The sequence below is a fragment of the Metallosphaera javensis (ex Sakai et al. 2022) genome (assembly GCA_021654415.1).
Lineage (GTDB): Archaea > Thermoproteota > Thermoprotei_A > Sulfolobales > Sulfolobaceae > Metallosphaera > Metallosphaera javensis.
This window is the reverse complement of the sequence record AP024487.1, coordinates 1,212,888-1,231,944: the sequence shown is the minus strand read 5'-3', so window position 1 is coordinate 1,231,944 and position 19,057 is coordinate 1,212,888. Positions and strand designations below refer to the sequence as shown.

Here is a 19,057-nt window from a genome sequence, read left to right as displayed (position 1 = left end):
ATGATATTAAGGATTTCAAAAATTTTAGCACGTGATTGTGGATCACATAGGTAATCTGTCTGAGAAATTGAAAGGAAAAAGAACAAGTTTCGTCTTGGTGATAGGAACAACTGACGTCAGCCTGATACCCGGGATCACTGTGGCTGGAGCCACTCCTGAGCTGACCATGTTCACTCCAGCTGCAGATGCGGAGTACCTCATCACAGGGGCGTGCAGGGTGATCAGGGGTGTACCCGTGACCCCTGACGGGATACCTACTCCTGCCCTTCTATCGAGGGCATCCCTGTCACTTGTAAACGTGAACAGGATCATAGTTAATGCGGGGGCTAGGGTTGCTCCCATGATTCCCTTCATGGAACTTCATGGGGAACCCGGAAGGGATATAAGAAGGGGAGGTATAAGAAGGGAGATAGCGGAGAGGATACTGGAAAATGCAATGATTCTGGGAGAGAGCCAGAGAGATGAAGTTCTTGTAGTGGGCGAATCTATCCCCGCGGGAACGACCACGGCGGCTGCCGTGCTAACCGGACTGGGTTTTGATGGGGTTGAGATTGTGAGTTCCTCTTCCCCAAATAACCCAAAGGACCTTAAACGGAGAGTGATAGAGGAAGCGTTGAGGAACGCCCCCGCAAATGGAAGGGAAAGGATCTACTGGCTCTCCGATCCGGTAATTCTGGCGGTGGCCGGTCTGGCCCTAGGATTTAGGGGTATGACGATTCTGGCTGGAGGAACGCAGATGGCTGCCGTATCTGCGCTAATAAGGGAGCTCGATCCCAAAAAACTGCAGAATGTTGGAATAATCACCACTAAGTGGGTAATTCACGATAGTACGGCCAAGCTGGTGGAGCTGGCTAAGACACTTGGAGTCAAGCTGTCTCACGCCAGCGTGGATCTATCCCAAAGCCAATATGAGGGGTTGAGGGTTTACGAACGTGGATTCGTCAAGGAAGGAGTAGGCGCAGGAGGATCAATGGCGCTAGCTATGGCAAACGGCATCAGCTCTGGAGAACTTGCAAAGAGGATAGATGAATTTTACTCCGATCTTATTAATGCAAGGCATTAATTTAAATGAATGAAGGTCATAGTAACTGATGAAGGGGAGATTGCTAGGGAGATTGCTAGGGAGCTTTCAGGGGAGGTACTGGTTACCGATTCCCCGTACAGGGTCCTTCAAGAGAAACCCAACGTGGTAATACACACCTACGAGGTTCCCTATTTCGAGGCAAATTGGGATAGGGCAAGGGCCTGGAACATTAATACGTGGTTGGCCATAAACATAGGTAAGGCTGCACATAAGGTGGGAGCCCTCAACGTCTACCTTTCTACGTCCATGATATTTAACGGAAGGAAAGGATTTTACGGAGAGACGTCCACCCCTGACCCTCTTAACTATTACGGAATGACCAAACTGGCAGGGGAGACGGGTATTGCGTCCCTCGGTAATTACCTTGTTCTCAGGTTAGGTTTCCCCTTCTCCCTCTCCTACAGGGGTCTCCTGTATAATCAATTGAGAAGTCTCGTGTTAAGGGGTAGGGCAATCTGTAACAGAAACTTCTACCTTTCCTTCATCTCCACAAAGGGGATAGGTAAAGTGGTTTCTACCCTGCTCAGAAAGGGCGCCACAGGGGTGATAAACATGGGTAACAGGGTGAACCAGTGCGAGATCGTGAGGGAAATGTCCAGGTACTTTCCAGGCCAGGTTGTGGAGAAGGAGGGAGGACACTTCGATTTTTCTATGGATGATTGGCTTCTCCGATCGTTTGGTATAAAACTCTCCTTAAGAAATGAGTTTAGGGAGCTCTTTGCCGGAGGAATATCTTACAACGAGGGAGAGAATACTGTTATTACTTAGGTCTTCCCCAGAGCCCTTAACAGCCAGGGATATAATGCAGGTGACGGGGATAAGAAGGGAACAGGAGGTTTACGACCATATATACCATATTGCCCTGTCATCTAAGAGAAAGGATTACGTGGTAATACTTTATCCTCCCAGATGTGAATCCTGTGGTGCTGAGATATCCCTTGAGAAGCCCAAGAGACCCAGCAGATGCCCCAAGTGCAAGTCGGAGAGGATATCTCAGCCTAAGTTTTTAATAAGAGGAAGGGATGAGATGTGATATGACAGCGATTTTCGTTGACATGGGAGATACCCTTGTGAAGTTCGTTCCAAGGATGCACGAGAGCATTGCCAAAGCCATGATGGAGGAGGGGCTGGAAGTAAATGAGAGAGATGTCTATAGGGCCCTCATGAAGCACATGGGTAAGGCTAATTTCCCTCATCCAGATCACGACGGACTGTCCCAGCTCGACTTCTATGACATTCTTTACGAGATAGGGAAGCCCGCAAATCCTGACGTGGTGAAAAGGCTCTCCTCTAGGAATTACCTCTCAGATCATTTCGAACTCTACGAGGATGCCTTGCCCTTCTTGAACGAGATAAAGAAAATGGGCTTTAAGGTAATACTAGTTACCAACACAACCAGGAAAGTTCATACCATACTGAAGACCCTGGATCTCTACAGGTATCTGGACGGAGTTATTGCATCCTGCGACGTGGGAGTAATGAAACCAAATCCTAAGATATTCCATCACGCAATTAAGGAGGCTGGAGAGGAGGGGATTCATATAGGTGATGTTTACGAGATTGATTACATAGGGGCAAGGAGGGCCTATCTGGACGCAATTCTAGTGGACAGGTTTGGATTCTATCCGGAAGTAAGGGAGAACAAGGTGAGTGATTTATATCAGGCTCTAGCGTTAATAAAAGAAAAATTGAAATTTTAATGGAAAGGATACCCGCTCATCCAAAGCCCAAATGGGAGCTTGAGCAGTACCTGACTCCCTCTCCCATTGCATCTGCGCTAGTTTGGACAGCGTTCATTCAGGGGGCGATCGAGGAAAGGAGAGTTGCTGACCTGGGATGCGGAACAGGCAGGCTCTGCGCCGGAGTGGCAATGCTTGGGGGGAACTGTACCTGCGTGGATGTGGATAGGGATTCCCTTGAGGTGGGGAGGGATGCGTTTAGAGAACTGGAACTAGAGGCTGATTTCGTGGAGGCTGACTGCACCGAGTTTCATGGTAAGTTTGACACCGTTGTGCAGAATCCTCCTTTTGGACAGGTCAAGAGGGGAATCGATCTTAAGTTTCTTAGAACAGCAATGAATATGGCGAAGGTCATATACTCCATACACAAGAGTAATCCTGATTCCAGAAACCTCATCACTAGAGAGGCTCAGACCAGAGGGTTCTCGGTTGAGGTTATTCCCCTTTCCTATCCCATGACTCCCTATTACCCCTGGCACAGGGAGAAGGTGCATAAATTCCTAGTTGACATCTATGTTTTCAGGAAAGTGACCGGTTAGAATCATATCCAAGAGTTCAACTACTCCCTCTCCGTCCTCCTTTTGCATAACAATATCCGCAATTCTCTTTATGGACGGTATTGCGTTAGCCACTGCGACCTTGATATGGGCAACCCTAAAGAGGGATTCGTCGTTCTCCGCGTCTCCAACAGCAATAACTTTGCCCGAAAGTTTCATTTCTTGAATTGCCCTCATTAGACCGGTTCCCTTATTCACGTTATCTGGCAAGATCATGGCGTCCTGTCTATTTCTTTCAATTCTAACGCCTGGCCCTAGATCAAGCGAGCCATTCCATGAGTTCACGTATATTATAACTTCTCCAAAGGAATGGGAGATACCGTGACTTGTTAGCTTTTCACCAACGATTTTCCTGGTCTCGAACCAAGTTTCAGGGGCGTTCACTACCTTCCTGTCTCCCAACAGAAGAAGGGCCCCATTCTCCAAGACCCAGCCGCTAGGTCTTAGACCAGGCGCTAAAATCCTCATGTATCTTTCCTCCCTTCCAGTTACCACGAAAAACTTGTAAATAGAACAGAAATTGTTTATTTTCTCTACCACATCATTCCTAATAACGAAGGAATCACTCTCGTGGGAAAGGGTTCTATCGAAATCTGAAGCAACGATCCACAAAATCTCAACCCAACTTGTATCCCAGGGACTCTAATACGCCCTTCATTATTAGGGCATCCTCCTCTAGTCTGGGGCTTTCACATATCAGGGTTATGGAAATGTCCCTTTCAAGCAGGGCTTTGGCCAGTGGCTCGAAGGGAGGAGCGTTCTTGGTAATGGGTTCATGTACATCCACGTATTTTCCCTTTCTAACCTGGAGCGATTCAAAGTGGGAGTTAACATGTGTTAACCCCAGTTCCTTGGTCAATCTATCTAGGATCTCCCCATAGTCTATTTTTCCGCCCTGTCTGGCAAATGTATGGGCCCAATCTATATATGGAATTACCCCAGGAACCTCCTTTGAGATGCTTATTACCTCGTCCAATGTACCAAAGGCCGTCTCCTTGGCCATGGTTTCCACGCCCAGCTTGACGGAATCCATGGAGTTCTCTTTCATCCTGTCCCTCACGGTTAGAAGAGAATCCTTCACGAGCGAGTAACACTGTTCAGGCGAGTAGTCCCCATAGAATCCCACATGTATGGCTATGGCATCTGCACCCATTGCGTGGGCCCTCTCTACGGTGTCCAATATCCTCTTCTGGGAGGCCTTTATTTTCTCCTCTTCAGAAGAACATAAATTAATGAAATAGGGGGCATGTACTGACAACCTTACTCCTAGCTCCTGAGCAACCTTTCCAAGTTCCTTAGCAGTTTCCACTGACATCTTGACTCCCTGAACGAACTCCACCTCCATGGCATTAAGTCCCAGTTCCTTCACTCTCTTTACTCCCTCAACGCTGCCCTTTCCCCTTGTGGATAAGGGAATCCCAGCTGGACCTAGAAAGATTTTGACCATCGAGGATTATATCATGTGCTACACTTATAAGTAGCGAAACTCTCGGTAAAGACGAGACGGGCTGGCAATCTCACTCTTCGTCACATAAAGATCTTTAACTGGATCTCGAACTGATTATTGTGAAGCTTCTCTTTGTGAGCGACCTTCACAAGTCACTTAAGCCATTTAAGGGAGTGGATGAGTCAGGGGCAGTTCAGTGGTTACTGGATTTAATAGACGTGGAGAGACCAGACGCCTTGCTATCAGCTGGGGATTGGGATCAGGTCTCCGAGGACGATATGCGATCAATAACCTCTAGGACTGAGCTGGTTACGGTCTACGGTAATCACGAGAATTTCCCCGTGATCGAAGGTTATTCATTGAGACAAGGGCAGATCCTGGACCTTAATGGAATCAGGATCTCTGGAATTAATGGCCTCATTTCTGATGAGGAATCAAAGCCATATCACATCTCCACGTCCAAGGTTAAGAGATGGGTGGAAAAGATAAAGAGGAGACTCGGGAACGACAGGCTAGACATCCTTCTTGCACATCAACCACCCTACCTGCCCGAACTATATCCCCAGATGAGTTATGACACGTATGCAGTCTTCATGATGAAGGTCATAGAGGAACTGAAGCCCATTCTTTTCCTCAACGGCCACATGAGTGGATGCTACAGTTACACCGTCTTGAGTTTAGGTGGAGTCCAAGTAAACTACCTGCGTGTTGAGTCGTCCCAGGTGTACAAGTGCTATGGAATTATAGATATTAACGAAGGGAAAATGGAAGTTTTTCGTGACGGAGAGCCGATTTTCACTACCAAGATAGAAGGAGCTCCCAGGAATAACGCTGGATGAAGAGACCTTTCACATTAAGTTAATGGAAGAGGTTCCCTCCAGGTAATCCATGCTGAGCAGGGCGTTGGCAGTCTCTCCTTTCATCGAGAACTTTACCTTATGCCCAGGGTTGCTCCCAGCGGTAACCAGAAGCCTTTTCACCCGCCCCTCCCTGTTTATAAGGAGCTCCAACTGTGCCTTAACCTCGATGGGTTTGACTACGTTATCCGATGCGATGACGATGTCCTGTGGCATTAGACCTGCATAATCTGCAGGGGATCCATCCTCCACGTAGGTTATCCTATTGCCGTCCATCATCAACCCGAGATAGGGACTTCCCCTGTCCAGAAATTGGAGCTCGGCCACCTCCTGAAGCTTTTCCAGGAGAATATGAGAGGGGGAATACACCATTTCCTCCAGGTCATCTATACCTTTAGACTTGAGATAGCGATCTACGTCGGCGAATGCATACCTGAAGGGTATGTTTCTGAAGATACTGAATATAGTCTCACCCTTCTTCCTCAGCCTGGCGTCGAGTATCAGACCCGGCACCAAACCTCCCTCATAGTATGAAATCAAGGAGTTGAGAGAGTTCTCGTCCTGCCTATAATACTTGATCCATGTTGTTCTAGATGATTCGGCAAGTGACATTCTCCTGGCTCCAGGAAATGTAAGCTTGGAGATGGCGTTGGCCATGTATCTTCCAGCATCCTCTCTCTTTACTGCACCGCTCCTTGTGGAGGATAGCCAGGCCACGTAGTCAGTTATTCCCTCTGCAAACCACAGCAGATCTGTATACGCTTCCTTTTCAAGGTCCATTTCTAGTTCCTTGGGCCTGTATTTCTTCACGTTCCAGCTGTGGAAGTATTCATGGGCCATTAGCATTACCAGATCCGACCTATCCCAGTTAACCACTATGGCAGAGGAGTTGTGGTGCTCAATTCCACCGTAATTTCTGTCAGATCTCCTGAAGAAGAAAACATACCTGTCGGGAGTTCCCATCTCCCTATCTATTTCCCTGATTGCTGAGGCTATCCCCCTGATATCTAAGTCATCCACCGTGGAAACTTCATGATGATCGTCTATAACAATGGTTCTAAGATTCGGACTCGCCTGAATCGGCGAATCAATGAAGGTTTCATAGTCATCTGCACACAGGGAATCTCCCTCTCTCCTCAACGTTGTGCCCACCGGCCACCTGAGATCAAGTTTAACGCAGTATTTCTCGTCCCTGTCCTGATAGGGAAAAACTGCTGGAGGGTTTATGAAGAGGTAATCAGAGGTTGAGATGGCCTCCCTTTGATCCTTACTGGAAGCATAGACCAGGTACCTGAATTTCTCCCTAACGTAAAAGCGGTTCTTTGATACCCTGACCCCTTCAATTTCCACGATGTTCCTCTCTAGTTCCCTCACCAGATAGGAACCAGGAAGATAGGTAGGAAAGATTACTACTCCCTCCCTACCGTAGGCCTCTATTTCAAGGTAGCGAGGCCTAGGTTTTACAATGAAAAGCATGCTGAGAAAGAGGATTTAAGGTAATTATAATCTCCGGAAACGCAGAAGGAAAAACTTTATTGATTTACCACGTTCGCCCTTATTCTCTCAAGCTTCTCCCTAAGTAGCTCCAATAATACTAGACCTAGATCTCTCTCCGAGAATTCATCTACGGACTTGGACTTAACCTCAGGTACCACGGCAGAAACTACTGTATCAAGGGTTAATGACATTAGAACACTGTTAAATTCCCTGTAGTATTGGTTTAGAATAAGCGCTTTCTCCGAGGCATCGTTACCCGTGTATTTACTGGATGCCAGGGAAGTTATAAGGTTCTTCACGGAGGGCGTTGCCTCATCAATGGCCTCTGTCACTATGGGCTCTATTATTTTCTTGTACTCATCTATACCAGAGGACATGAAGGACACTGTATCTGCTATTAGTGACGCGCGTTTCTTTAGGCTGTCTGTCAAAGACTGAACCAACACATTCATGATAGCATTTTTGTCGGAGTCTGGAATCTTCACTATCCTTTGCTCCACCTTAACTCCTGCACCCACTTTCTCAGCAAGGAATTCCACAAGGGTTTTCGCGTTAACCCCCACGCTCCTGAACTTAACTGCAGCTAGGGGACACAATGTGACCAAGGTGCCATACCTCTCGCCCAAGGCCTTAGCCATCATATCCGCTCTCTTCCCTACGTTCTTCTCTAGGGTTGCTCCTGAGCATCCCTCAACTTTCTTAACCTTGAATCCCTTCTCCCTCAATCTCTTCAGTATCTCGTCGGCGTAAGTGTTAGAGAAGCATGCCACATGAAGGTTCAATTCTTCATTCCCCTCGATCTGCATGGACTTCAGTAACCTCAAGTCAAGTGGTACTACCTCGAAGGTCTGATTAACTCCGCTTAACCTCGAATACTCTTGATATCCCTCGGTGAAGGTCTTATAATCCTCAGGAGAGACTGTGATGAGTTCAACTACATTTATGTGTTCAGAGTTTTTCTTTATCTTCTCAATTAATTCGTTACCATTTCCACTTATATAATCATTAAATCCGCTGTCCAGGGAGGTGCCGAACACCTTTACCTTCAGTCCCAGTTTCTTAAACATCTCCAAGGTAGCGAACATGGTTGATGGGTTCTCCGCAAGGTATTTACCTAGCCAGACCCCTATCTCAGCGTCGTCCGAGATGACGTCCTTGTATTTTTCGGGGATAGGTATCTCCGTTGTGGCCTCCTCTGGTACCTTCCTAGCCACCATGGAACTTAGCTTAATTAACATTGAGGAGATGGGAATCCTAGCTGGGCAAACGCCGTCGCATAGACCGCACTTGTGGCATCCAGATATCTCAGCTATGGCGCTATCAGGGACGTCAATTCTCCCATTTAGCTCAAACATGGAAATTAGCCCCTTGGTGAAGTCAAACATGCCCTTAGGGGCGTAGGGCCACTGCGGAATTAACCTGTACTGTGGACAAACGGTAACGCACATGGCACAGTCTATGCACTTTATGGCATAGTCTGTGAATACGTCAAGGTACTTCTTCGTTACCTTATAGCCCTCTATTTCTCCGCCAGGAGATATCCTTTTGGCGAAGCCAATCCCAAACCTGTATCTCATGGCCTCATTCTGTTTTCTCACAATGTCCAGTACTTCCTTGGCTCTCTTGCTGGGCTCAAACACTTTTCCTGGGTTAAATATCTCATTGGGATCCATTTCCTCCTTATACTTCTTCATCACCTCGTATCTGTCTACTCCCATCTCCTGGAATACTTTACCCATTGCAGTGAGCCTGTTCTTGGCGTACTTATGAACGAATATCCCTACCGAGAGCATCGACCCTCCTACCTTGATGTATTGTTCCATCATCAATGTGTTCTTTGCCAGCTCAAAGAGGATCTTCTTATCCGTAGGAGTTAGGGAAACTTGGGTAAACGCGTTCACTAGGAGGGTTTCCCTTCTTTCTAGGTCTATGTCTAGGTCAAATCCACCATCAGGGGTTAGGTCTCCAAGCTTACCCAAGTTGTCCTGAATACCGTCAACTAGCTCCTTTATCTTAGTATAATGAATTAAACCGTGCTGATGAATTAGGAGTCCTTTAGTCCTTAATGCTGCGTTTACACCGTGATTAAAGGACCACCAACCGGTCCACTCACCCCTCAAAGGTCTTAGCCCCAGTGTTCTGGGCAACTCTATACAGTTTCGGCTCAACTATGGAAGACACGTTAGAAGGATAAAGGACTACCATGTTCCATTTCTCGGGGGCCAGTGATGCCTTGAAGTTCTCCGCAATGTAAGTAGAGATCGCTGGACCTCTCACCTGAATATGCCAGGCAGGTATTGATTCCCTGTAGAACTCACCTATACCCCTGTATGCCTGTTCGAAATTATCATATGAGAGAACTAATGATTCGGTGGGCGAAAATGGCCTTAACCTCAGGCCAACCCTATAAATCAGACCCGTTGTACCCTCGGCACCACACACGATAGCTAGATCCTTCCCCTCGAGCCTAACCACTTCGCCCTTGGGGTTGACCATTTCCACGAACGCAACGTTATCACAGATATAACCATATTGATAGGAACCAATACCTAAAGCGTCCCCTGCAACCCCACCTCCAACGGTGGAGTCATAGGAGGATGGGAAGGTCCTGAGTTGAAGCCCCCTTGCCTGGGCTGCTATATCTACGAATTTCCACGTTGCGCCGGCCTCAGTTATGGCAATCTTATTTACATCATCTACTTGTATTTTATCCACCTTAGAGAAATCAACTAATATACCGCCGTCTGCAGGTATGGCGTTTCCATACCTGTTGGTGCCTCTGCCATAGGGAGTTATGGGGACGTTATACTTGTTGGCTATCTTCACCAAATCAATTAGATCTTCAACGTTCTTAGGATAAACCACATAATCTGGGATGATGTTAATTTTCATTCCAGTCCAAACCAATTGCGGTACAAAACCCATGTCTGCGGTGTGGGAGAGGCGCTCAACCAGCGAATCTGAGAAACTATCACCAAAACGGCCCTCCAGCTCTTCTCTAATACCCAAAGGTTTCACCTTAATTAATTTCCTTCTCGATGCTACTTTTGATATATTGACTTATAACTTTTTGCAATGACTCATAGTATGATTGATCTTGAACTCTCCTCGGCTCGAAGTTGGAAAATACCGAAGGTGTTATCTCCCAACTAGGAATAATGTGTATATGGGTGTGAAATATAACCTGACCTGAACTCCTTCCAATGTTTGTCAATATTCTGACGCCGGAAGCGTTTAGTACCTCCTTTATTGCCCTGGCTATGAGAACCGTCTTTTTTATGATTGGTGTTAAGAGAGCGGGATCGGTCACTAGCAGGTCATTATAGTGCCTATTGGGCATGACCAAGGTATGTCCTGGCGCGGACGGATATTTGTCTAGAATAGCTGAGATCTCATCATCCCTGTAAACAAAGTATCCATGTTCTACCCCAGAAATGATGCTACAGAATAGACACATGCATGAGAAAAGTCTAATTCTTCATTTAAACCTTTTCGACAAAACCTATTAGGTGTTGGCCCCGGATTAAATAACGTGAAGAACTGCGACACTCATGCAAGAAATTAAAAAAATTGTTAGAGAGTGAACTTGTACTTCTTGTACAGTCCCTTTTCAAGTAACAGTTCCAACGTATGTTCACCTTTAGTGTAAAGGCCCCCTATCTCAAGTATCATTTTCCTCTCCTTATCTCCGTACACTTTATGTTGAAAATCCATGATGGGCTTACCATCCACGTTAAGTGCAATGAGCTTGGAATTTAACATGTCCGAATCCATGTTGATGACAAGCTTCATTAACTAGTTATTTATTTCCATAAGGTAAATAAGACAACCAGCCCCGTGTTATCCATGGACTATTACTACCTTGCCTTAATCTTTGCCATCTCCTTTGCCTCCAACGCCACTCCCTTCTTTGGGGCTCCCTACACAGTAATATCCTCTACAGTCCTCCTCAGGTTTGGATTCACTCCCCTGAATTTTGCGGAAGTTGTGGTAGCTTCTGGAGTTGGTGCGGGAATTGCCAAAAGTGTAATGTATGGGATAGGGTATGGAGTTGGAAGTAGGCTTAAACATAACAAGAACGTGAATTTCTTTCACAGAATAATTGGGGGAAGATCATTCTATCTGGCAATCTTCATCACTGCGGTTATGCCCTTTTTCCCGTTTGATGACTTTGTCTTCCTCATAGGTGGCGCAGGCAAGGCATCCCTCCTCAAAATGATGGAGATAACAATCCCATCCAAGGTACTTAAAAGCTCATTGGAAATAGGTATTGAGGCTGAGGGTTTGCTTCAGATCGGGAAAATTACAAGGATCTCTCCTGTGGAACTTGGGATTATCTCCTCAGTCGCTTTTGCAGTGCTGGGGATCCTGCTATTCAAAATTGACTGGGAGAAACTTTACCTTAAGGTAGAAAGATACTTTAAACAAAGATCCTGGACTAACCCATGAGAATTTTCTCAGGCAAGAAATTTGAGGTATATGTCGAGAAGGTACCCCTTCCAAATGGAAGGGAGAGGCAACTGGAATACGTGAAGCACAGGGGATCCGTTGTTCTCCTTCCTATCCTCGAGAACAAGATCGTGATGATTTACCAGTACAGGCCTGTGATAGGGAAGTGGATTTACGAGTTGCCAGCTGGCTCAATAGAGGAGGGAGAGGATCCCCTCTCCACCGCTAAGAGGGAGCTCATAGAAGAGACCGGCTACGAGGCTGGATCCATCACTGAGGTCATGTCCTTTTATCCTTCACCTGGCATCACCACCGAGGTGATGAGGTTGTACCTTGCAAGGGATCTAAAGTACGTGGGAGCTAAGCCAGAGGACTACGAAGTGATAGAGGTAAGGCCCATGGAGTTAAGCCAGGTGGAAAAGCTGATGGATGAGGGGAATATACAGGACGCAAAGACACTAATAGGAATATATTACCTCAAGAGTAAAGGAATTCTAGGTCCATGAGCTCCCCGGTAACTAGGGGCTCCTCCTTTGTTATCCACTTCCTAGCCCTAACCTCCCTGAGCGCCTCAACCACCTCTATCCACTCTGGTAAAGACGGGATTTCGTAAATTACCACAAATTCATAGTCTGCTATTCCGAAGGAGTAAGTGGTGTATGATCTTATCCCCTTATTTCCTGGATGCTCCTTTGCAACCTTGATGTGCTCCCTCATGATATCCTCCCTCTCCTTGAAGGGTATCAGGTACCACTCCACATCTTTTTTCATGGGATAGGCAACGAAGTACTTCAAGGGAGGGGAATTAAGTACTTCCTTGGGATTGAAGTTGCCCCCGGTGTAGGGAGATGGTCTGAACACCGAGAAGAGCAACACATCCTCATCTGCGTATCCCTTAAGTGCTGAGAGGAGGGACGACCTGAACTTCACAAGAGGGGAAGTACTCTCGCTGGAAAGCCAGTAAACGAGGGATGAGGAACGGTTAATTGAGGCATATCTCTTCATGGAAATGAAGTTCTTTCCCTCCTGGTCCTCCACCTCCTTGACCAGTCCGAGAATCTTTGCCCTCTCGCCCTTGCTCAGGGACCACCACTGGGGAAGGAACCTTAAGGATTGAACTTGCATGAAAACCTCATTTGTCACTTCTCATCAGCTCAGATGTAATATCGGTGTAAATTATTAACGCTTCCTCAAGGGTCATGAGGTAACCAATGAAGTATCCGGAGACGGACTTTTTGACCAGTTCGTCGAGTATCTCATAACCGTCTGAGGTAGGGCCGTTTGCTATTCTCTGTATAGCGTGATCGAACTCCTCCTTATTCCTTGCTACAACTATAAAACCCACGGGAATAACCCTTATTCCCAGGTAGACATCCCCCGATGTGTACTCAGGCTTGTAGTTCCTCAGCTCCCTAACCAGTGGTTCCTCTAAAACCTTTTCTGGCTCGTAAACTAGCTTTCTCCTAGTGAGGATTGTCCTGGCTCTTTCGGAAAGTTTTGCCAGCTCTTCTAAGAGATGATTTAGGGGAACTGCGTGACTACCAATAACAATGTCCACTCCCCCTTCCTCACCCAATTTTTCCAAGTACAGGAGAGCCCTTAAGGTCTTCACAAGTTTCCTCTTACCCCTAACAGGGATCCTCCTATTGGTTACCTCAGCAACGGAGGACGATGGGAGGAAGCCCAGGAAATACTTGAAGACTACCGCCACATAATACTTTGAACCATCCTCTGCTGTGATTTCCTTGGGAGAGGGTATATCTATTGCCGACTCTCTATAAATCACTGTCACGTCCTCTGAGGAGACGAGGGACTTAACATAGGTTTCAAAGTCCTCCACCTTCTCTCTCCTCTCCTCCATAAGCTGCCCCAGTTCATTGTAGATCTTTATTAAGGGAAGTTCCGTTGACGCGTCCATATAGATCTGAAAGAGGGGGAAAGTATCCTCTTTCCTGATGGCAGTGGCTGCATATATGAAGGACGAGAACTTGATTATTCCCAGGATCACCTTCGCGTCTATTTCTTCAGACAGAGCCGCATGCTTGGAAGCTGCTAGGGCAAGGCGCTCAATATCATACCATGCGTCGCTGAGGACCAAGTCATCTACCTCCTCAGCCTGCTCATCTCCGTACCTGAAAACTATGGCGTTGGCGTTAAGTTCCTCGGCAACTTCCTCAATGACCTCCCTGATCAGTGCACCTATCTGCGGAACCGGCGGGATGATGTAATGGTCATTTTCCAATTCCTTGTGAACGTGAATTCCGTTATCCTGAAGGAAGATCGTCATTATGCTCCTTTGCGTTCCGGTGGAGTCTATTAGCGAACACTTAACCTTAGGCACCTTGGGATCTGAAATTACCTGTAAAATACTCAATTTCCCTACCTTGATCAAATATCATATTTGGGACATAGGTACAAAAACCTTTTCCGCAGAATACTCTTAACTGAGAGAAAAATGCAAAATAATTCCTTAGATTCAAAGGAAAGCCTGAGGATACTCATAACAGGTAGACCAGGGGTAGGGAAAACAACTCTGGTAAAGAGTCTAGTGAACGATCTGAGAGAATTGAGGATAGGAGGTTTCTATACGGAGGAAATACGGGAGATGGGTGAAAGAACTGGATTCTCCTTTGTGGTGATTGGAAATGGCTCGTGTACCCTTGCCTCGATTAAACCCATAGGGAAGGAGAGAGTTGGCAGGTATTTCGTGATGGATTCCTTACCACTCCTTTCCCAAGTTAAGGATGGCATTGAGGAGTCCGAGCTAGTGATCATTGACGAGATTGGCCCCATGGAGAAAAGGGTAAGGGGGCTCTGGAATCTCATTCAGGAGATCCTGTCCTCAAGTAAGCCCTTTGTTGCCACCGTACATAGAAGCATGTACATTGAGGGCAAAAAGTATGAATTAACACCGGTTAATAGGGAAAGAGTGAGGGAAGAAATCCTCAATGAAATACGCAGATATTTCGGAATTAAACAGGGTCCTTCTAGCCTGTAATCTTTGTCCAAGACTGAGGAAATTCTCAGAGGACGTTGCACTGAATGGAAGAAAGTTCAACCAGGAATACTGGGGGAAGCCCGTTCCGGGTTTTGGGGATCCCAGGGCCAAGATGATGATTGTGGGGTTGGCCCCGGCAGCTCATGGAGGGAATAGAACCGGGAGGCCTTTCACGGGAGATGAAACGGGGAAGTGGGTTATTGGAGGACTTTACGAACTGGGTCTATCCAACCTAAGAGAGGGAGTGAGTAGAGATGATGGACTCGTCCTGAGGGGAGTATTTCTGACCAACGCTGTAAGCTGTGCTCCTCCTAAGAACGTGGTTAAAACGCAGGAGATACTCAACTGCTCCACTCACCTTAGGGCAACCATTGAACTGCTAAAGGATCTCAAGGTAATCCTAGCTCTGGGCACAGTGGCCTTCAAATCAGCCTCTCTTGTTCTGGGAGTGAAGGAGACGTTCGGTCATCTCAAGGTGAGATTCGTGAATGGAATTTATCTAGTGGGAAGTTATCATCCCAGTCCCCTTAACACCAGAACTGGGAGACTCTCCTGGGAGGAATGGCTACGCGTCCTCAGGTACGCGTGGAAACTGGCCAGCTAGGAAGTCGATAACACGAGTGTCATCTGCGGATCTCCGATCTCGAAGGGTTTCCAGGAGTAGCCTGAAAACACGTCCACCACCTTAAATCCAGCCCTTTTTGCCATCCTGACAACTTCATGCAGACTATAATATCTCTGGCTGTACTCCAGTGATCCTACCTCGTTTCCCTTTTTATCAAGATACTTCCTTATCACCTCAACTCTGGAGGTCGTGGGCTCAAACCTTGAGGTATCAACGACCATGTAGGGCGGAACGTAGGAATATCTGACATCTGGCATGTTAAATATTACGTAGTCCCTGTTGTCCAGATTGAGCACCGCCATCCCCTTGGTCACTGATTTAATGGAAAAGAGAATGTCCATATCGTCCTCCTCGTCGTAATAGCCCAGGCTGTTGAACAAGTTTATCACAATGTCATACTTCTCGTTTCCCAGACTATCGCTGAGCCTTCTCATATCTCCCTTGATGAATTTCGCACCAGATACGTTCTTCTTAGCTATCTCCAACATCCTGTCGGAAATATCCACCCCTGTGACCTCGAATTTTTGCGAGACCAGATAGTAACTCACCCTACCCACTCCGCAGGGAACATCCAGTACCCTCTTGCCCAGACCGTAACGGCCTGCAAGTTCGCTTATCCAGTCAGCCCACTTCTTTCCCTCCTCCCAGACCTTGACCATCTCGTTTATGTAGAAGTCAGATTGGAAGACCTTGAGAACAGTCCCGTTTTGAGCTTCCATCTCCTACACCCCCCAACTCAATGAACTATGTGAGAACTTGAAGGAACCTGAAGAGTTGTTAAACCTTGAAATGCAAGAGTAACTCATGATTAATGAATTATAATCATAGATTAAAATGTTGCTTCAGTGCAGATACTCGCATTAAAGGGATAGAATTAAGGGTAATATTATGGGAATAACCAAGGTGAGTAGGGCACCGCTCATCATTGCGCTAATGGAGTACTCCCCGCTGAATATGGAGGAATATAATCCTAGGGTTGTATCCATCGAGGTGGCCCCTCCTATGGCAATGGCTGAGTATGGATTGGGCTTGGCCTTTACCAGGACCGGGACCACGAGGAAGGCAAGTTGTTCCCTGAAAAAGTTGGTCAAAAAGGCAATTACCCCATAGATGGGCCCGTAATACGTGGAAACTATAGGACCCGTGTAACTGTACCAACCGGCTCCTAGAAACATGACCAGAGCCAGTTTAAGGTTAGGTAGAAGCCCTAGCCCGAAGGAGGCCAAGGCGCAAACTACAGCCCCCAATATCACCACAAGCGTGGTAACTAGGGCCTCCTTAGTCACATGTAAGATAGCCCTGAACTTAATCTCGCTCCCTATATTGAACCCGATGACCAGAGCCAGAACGTAAAGTTCATACACTATGATCTGGGAATAGTCAAGCGAGGGCCTAGCCAAGAATCCGGTTAGTAATCCTAGAACAAGAGGTGCCCCATACTTGAACTGTGTATAAACCAGGCTGATCTTCCCCTTAATGTTAACCCTCTTGTTGAATACAAGCCCCACAGCAAAGGTTACTAGTACAACAAATGCGGAGAGGAGTAGAGAATCCAACACGATCCCAGACAGGGTATTACCAGAAATAACTTGGGAACCTCCCCACAAAGCTATGGAGAAGATTAGAACAAGGACTACAGCATCACTCACCTTAGGAAAGGACTTTCCCAGTACCTTCCCTAACCCCAGCGCAACCACATAAATCAGCATGAATGTTATCGAGAAATCCACAAAAAAGTGTTGGTTTCTTGCCAGCTTAAATTATTTTCAGTACCTCAACATTCTTGGTTGCAACATATACCTGTCTCGATCCTCTCCTTTGATGGTTTACCAGACCACTTCTCTCTAGAAGGTCTAGATGATATCTTACTGTGGAATAATTTAGCTCTAGTTTCTTAGCTAAACTGTATGCAGTTGTTGGTCTCATATATAATTCCTCTAGTATTTTTCTTCTGGTATCCCAACCTTTTCCGTTCATTACCTCATCTAATTTCCTCATCATAAGTACTAGTAGTCTATGTATATCTTAATCCTAAGCTTTAGAAACGATATTAAATCTTTTAGAACAGACTTAAAATACAAGGAAAGCCTGTTAATTAAACTAGAACAGAAGATGAAATTAGAATGGATTTCTTTGAATATATTTTAAAAAGTTAAGTACTAGAAACCCTATTATAAGAATAATTCCTATAAGATAAAAGTCTCCATGTAATGCTAACAGTAACAACATAAAAAGTGTTATGGGAATAAATGTCTTGCTTAGAAATAGTCCGAAACTAGAGAGAAGAATTGCTCCAAAGATGGCCAGGGGAAAAACCAGAGATATAAGCAGTAGAATGATTATCAAAATGAGAACAAGGAAACGGAAAATATCACTTTTCTGTGAAATCACAACATTATTGTGCGGTAATGGAATTTAAAGATTGCAGTGATTAGAGGGAATGGGGACAGCCGATTTAACCTAACCTGAAAATCTCCGGGGGTAGCCTTTTATGCCTGGATTTCTCAACCATCAATCTAATCTTTCTAACCAGCTCAGGAGTAGCTCCAAGTTCTGAGGATATTTCCGAGTCGCTCTTTCCCTTCTCCATGAGGTAGAGGATGGGGTCGGCAACATCATAGGAAACCCCAAGCTCACCCTCGGCCGTTTGACCTTCCCACAAGGCTGGGGAGCTGGGCTTACTCACTATCCTTGAGGGTAACTTGAGGTACTCCCCCAGTTTCCTCACCTGTGTCTTGAACAGATCCCCTATGGGTAGAACATCTACTCCACCATCACCATACTTGGTGAAATATCCTAGGAGAAGCTCGGACTTGTCACCGGTTCCCACAACCAGATAGTCCAACTTTTGCGCGAAAGCGTAGAGAAGGATCATCCTAGTCCTAGCCTTTATGTTTCCCACAATTAACCTGTCTTGGGTGCCCACTGCGTTGGAAAAGTCCTCTACGATGTTATCAATATGAATAATGCTTCTCTTGTACTTTCCATCCAGCATATCTGTTAGATATAATGCGTCCTCAATATCCTGTTTTGGAGTGCTACTGGAGGGCATGACCAGAAAGTAGAAGTTTTGAGTTGCCTTGGAAAGAAGAGTCGCAGTTACTGCAGAATCTATTCCACCGCTTACTCCCACTACTCCTCCCTTCTTTCCGGAATCACGGATATAGTCCCTTAATCTGTTAACAAGGTAATCTGTTACCTTGGCATAATCTAGATCCAAGTAACTCTTGGAAGCTGGACTTGATATCATAATTTATTTTGAGTCCAGTGCATTTATTTATTCTTTCTTTAGACCTTCCTTCTCAAATGTGACAGAACAGTAGCCAAGGATTTCCCTTATTATCTCATCCACGTTGTCTAGTATGTGAAGATGATTTCGCAGGAAATCCCTCCCGTCAGGGGTTACCCTGTAAAAGGTTTTTCCTTCCTTGGTATAGGGAGATAACAGGCCATTTTTAACCATCCTCTTTAGAGTTGTGTACATTACCCCGTGGGGAATCTTCTTCTTGTGAAGCTTCTCAATATGAAGTTTGATTTGGTATCCATACATGTCGCCATATCTACATAGAATGTAGACCACAATTACCTGCATCAAACCTCGTATTATCATCATCTTCGGCGTTTCCTTGTAGGGCATGTTACCAGCCAGTAAGTTTGCCACATTTAAAATTATAAACTTATTATATAGTTAAAAAGCTCTGACTTCTGAATATTCATTTACCAAATCTAACAGAAGCATTTTTAGTATTTAATGCTCTATTTATTTAATATCTAGATTATAATGCTTAAAGGCTCTAATGTCAG

At 45.9% G+C, this 19,057-nt stretch carries 22 protein-coding genes and 1 pseudogene; 10 read left to right on the top strand and 13 right to left on the bottom strand.

Annotation, left to right across the window (positions count from 1 at the left end):
• Positions 1–34: 34 nt before the first annotated feature.
• The 5 genes from cobT to QVC96_RS07180 are packed head-to-tail and all read left to right on the top strand — an operon-like array spanning position 35 to position 3,362.
• Positions 35–1,063, top strand: a complete 1,029-nt coding sequence (gene cobT / locus QVC96_RS07200; RefSeq protein WP_238025650.1) for a nicotinate mononucleotide-dependent phosphoribosyltransferase CobT — start codon at positions 35–37, stop codon at positions 1,061–1,063.
• 9 nt (positions 1,064–1,072) lie between these two features.
• Positions 1,073–1,852, top strand: coding sequence for a sugar nucleotide-binding protein (locus QVC96_RS07195; protein ID WP_238025608.1), 780 nt, complete (start codon positions 1,073–1,075; stop codon positions 1,850–1,852).
• Complete coding sequence (locus tag QVC96_RS07190; protein ID WP_238025607.1) at positions 1,803–2,117, top strand: transcriptional regulator; 315 nt, start codon at positions 1,803–1,805, stop codon at positions 2,115–2,117. The genes QVC96_RS07195 and QVC96_RS07190 overlap by 50 nt, the downstream gene beginning before the upstream one ends.
• 1 nt (position 2,118) lies before the next feature.
• On the top strand, positions 2,119–2,784 hold the full coding sequence (locus QVC96_RS07185) for an HAD family hydrolase (RefSeq protein WP_287690398.1): 666 nt from the start codon (positions 2,119–2,121) through the stop codon (positions 2,782–2,784).
• Positions 2,784–3,362, top strand: a complete 579-nt coding sequence (locus tag QVC96_RS07180) for an METTL5 family protein (protein ID WP_238025605.1) — start codon at positions 2,784–2,786, stop codon at positions 3,360–3,362. Before QVC96_RS07185 ends, QVC96_RS07180 begins: the two co-directional genes overlap by 1 nt.
• On the opposite strand, the gene QVC96_RS07175 is transcribed toward QVC96_RS07180, so the two are convergent.
• Positions 3,324–3,992, bottom strand: a complete 669-nt coding sequence (locus tag QVC96_RS07175) for a phosphoglycolate phosphatase (protein WP_287690396.1) — start codon at positions 3,990–3,992, stop codon at positions 3,324–3,326. The genes QVC96_RS07180 and QVC96_RS07175 overlap by 39 nt on opposite strands.
• A gap of 4 nt (positions 3,993–3,996) precedes the next feature.
• Entirely contained in the window at positions 3,997–4,827 is an 831-nt protein-coding gene (locus tag QVC96_RS07170; RefSeq protein WP_238025603.1) for a TIM barrel protein, read from the bottom strand.
• A 119-nt stretch (positions 4,828–4,946) separates the two neighbouring features.
• Between QVC96_RS07170 and QVC96_RS07165 the strand changes: the two genes are divergently transcribed.
• Positions 4,947–5,666: a metallophosphoesterase family protein gene (locus QVC96_RS07165; RefSeq protein ID WP_238025602.1), complete on the top strand. Its 720-nt coding sequence runs from the start codon at positions 4,947–4,949 to the stop codon at positions 5,664–5,666.
• A 9-nt stretch (positions 5,667–5,675) separates the two neighbouring features.
• Here QVC96_RS07165 and QVC96_RS07160 read toward each other — a convergent pair whose 3' ends face one another.
• The 4 genes and pseudogenes from QVC96_RS07160 to QVC96_RS07145 form a co-directional block, all read right to left on the bottom strand.
• On the bottom strand, positions 5,676–7,160 hold the full coding sequence (locus tag QVC96_RS07160; protein ID WP_287690394.1) for a M61 family peptidase: 1,485 nt from the start codon (positions 7,158–7,160) through the stop codon (positions 5,676–5,678).
• Between the two features lie 56 nt (positions 7,161–7,216).
• A pseudogene (locus QVC96_RS07155) lies at positions 7,217–10,190 on the bottom strand (FAD-binding protein).
• A 10-nt stretch (positions 10,191–10,200) separates the two neighbouring features.
• Positions 10,201–10,638 carry an HIT family protein gene (locus tag QVC96_RS07150; protein WP_238025597.1) on the bottom strand — a complete coding sequence of 146 codons (438 nt, stop codon included), beginning with the start codon at positions 10,636–10,638 and terminating at the stop codon, positions 10,201–10,203.
• A 116-nt stretch (positions 10,639–10,754) separates the two neighbouring features.
• Positions 10,755–10,973 (bottom strand): hypothetical protein, encoded by a 219-nt coding sequence (locus QVC96_RS07145; RefSeq protein WP_287690393.1) that lies wholly within the window; start codon positions 10,971–10,973, stop codon positions 10,755–10,757.
• Between the two features lie 54 nt (positions 10,974–11,027).
• On the opposite strand from QVC96_RS07145, the gene QVC96_RS07140 reads away from it, so the two are divergent.
• Both QVC96_RS07140 and QVC96_RS07135 read left to right on the top strand, forming a co-directional pair.
• Positions 11,028–11,630: a hypothetical protein gene (locus tag QVC96_RS07140; protein ID WP_287690391.1), complete on the top strand. Its 603-nt coding sequence runs from the start codon at positions 11,028–11,030 to the stop codon at positions 11,628–11,630.
• Entirely contained in the window at positions 11,627–12,136 is a 510-nt protein-coding gene (locus tag QVC96_RS07135) for an NUDIX hydrolase (RefSeq protein WP_287690390.1), read from the top strand. Before QVC96_RS07140 ends, QVC96_RS07135 begins: the two co-directional genes overlap by 4 nt.
• Here QVC96_RS07135 and QVC96_RS07130 read toward each other — a convergent pair.
• A complete protein-coding gene (locus QVC96_RS07130) occupies positions 12,108–12,755 on the bottom strand; it encodes a chlorite dismutase family protein (protein WP_238025593.1) in 648 nt (215 codons plus the stop codon). The genes QVC96_RS07135 and QVC96_RS07130 overlap by 29 nt on opposite strands.
• Before the next feature lie 7 nt (positions 12,756–12,762).
• On the bottom strand, positions 12,763–14,022 hold the full coding sequence (locus QVC96_RS07125; protein WP_287690389.1) for a hypothetical protein: 1,260 nt from the start codon (positions 14,020–14,022) through the stop codon (positions 12,763–12,765).
• 63 nt (positions 14,023–14,085) lie between these two features.
• On the opposite strand from QVC96_RS07125, the gene QVC96_RS07120 reads away from it, so the two are divergent.
• Complete coding sequence (locus tag QVC96_RS07120; RefSeq protein ID WP_238025591.1) at positions 14,086–14,628, top strand: nucleoside-triphosphatase; 543 nt, start codon at positions 14,086–14,088, stop codon at positions 14,626–14,628.
• The gene (locus QVC96_RS07115; RefSeq protein WP_238025590.1) at positions 14,579–15,232 is read left to right on the top strand and encodes a uracil-DNA glycosylase; all 654 of its coding nucleotides are present in this window, start codon (positions 14,579–14,581) and stop codon (positions 15,230–15,232) included. The genes QVC96_RS07120 and QVC96_RS07115 overlap by 50 nt, the downstream gene beginning before the upstream one ends.
• Here the strand turns inward: QVC96_RS07115 and QVC96_RS07110 are convergent.
• The 5 genes from QVC96_RS07110 to QVC96_RS07090 all read right to left on the bottom strand — a co-directional run bounded on the left by QVC96_RS07110 (position 15,229) and on the right by QVC96_RS07090 (position 18,914).
• Positions 15,229–15,972: a class I SAM-dependent methyltransferase gene (locus QVC96_RS07110; protein WP_238025588.1), complete on the bottom strand. Its 744-nt coding sequence runs from the start codon at positions 15,970–15,972 to the stop codon at positions 15,229–15,231. The two genes, QVC96_RS07115 and QVC96_RS07110, sit on opposite strands and share 4 nt — an antisense overlap.
• 141 nt (positions 15,973–16,113) lie before the next feature.
• The gene (locus tag QVC96_RS07105) at positions 16,114–16,962 is read right to left on the bottom strand and encodes a lysine exporter LysO family protein (RefSeq protein WP_238025586.1); all 849 of its coding nucleotides are present in this window, start codon (positions 16,960–16,962) and stop codon (positions 16,114–16,116) included.
• A 46-nt stretch (positions 16,963–17,008) separates the two neighbouring features.
• A complete protein-coding gene (locus QVC96_RS07100) occupies positions 17,009–17,254 on the bottom strand; it encodes an ArsR/SmtB family transcription factor (RefSeq protein WP_238025584.1) in 246 nt (81 codons plus the stop codon).
• Between the two features lie 454 nt (positions 17,255–17,708).
• Positions 17,709–18,503, bottom strand: coding sequence for an NAD+ synthase (locus tag QVC96_RS07095; protein WP_238025582.1), 795 nt, complete (start codon positions 18,501–18,503; stop codon positions 17,709–17,711).
• 27 nt (positions 18,504–18,530) lie between these two features.
• Entirely contained in the window at positions 18,531–18,914 is a 384-nt protein-coding gene (locus QVC96_RS07090; RefSeq protein WP_238025580.1) for a PadR family transcriptional regulator, read from the bottom strand.
• Between the last annotated feature and the right edge of the window lie 143 nt (positions 18,915–19,057).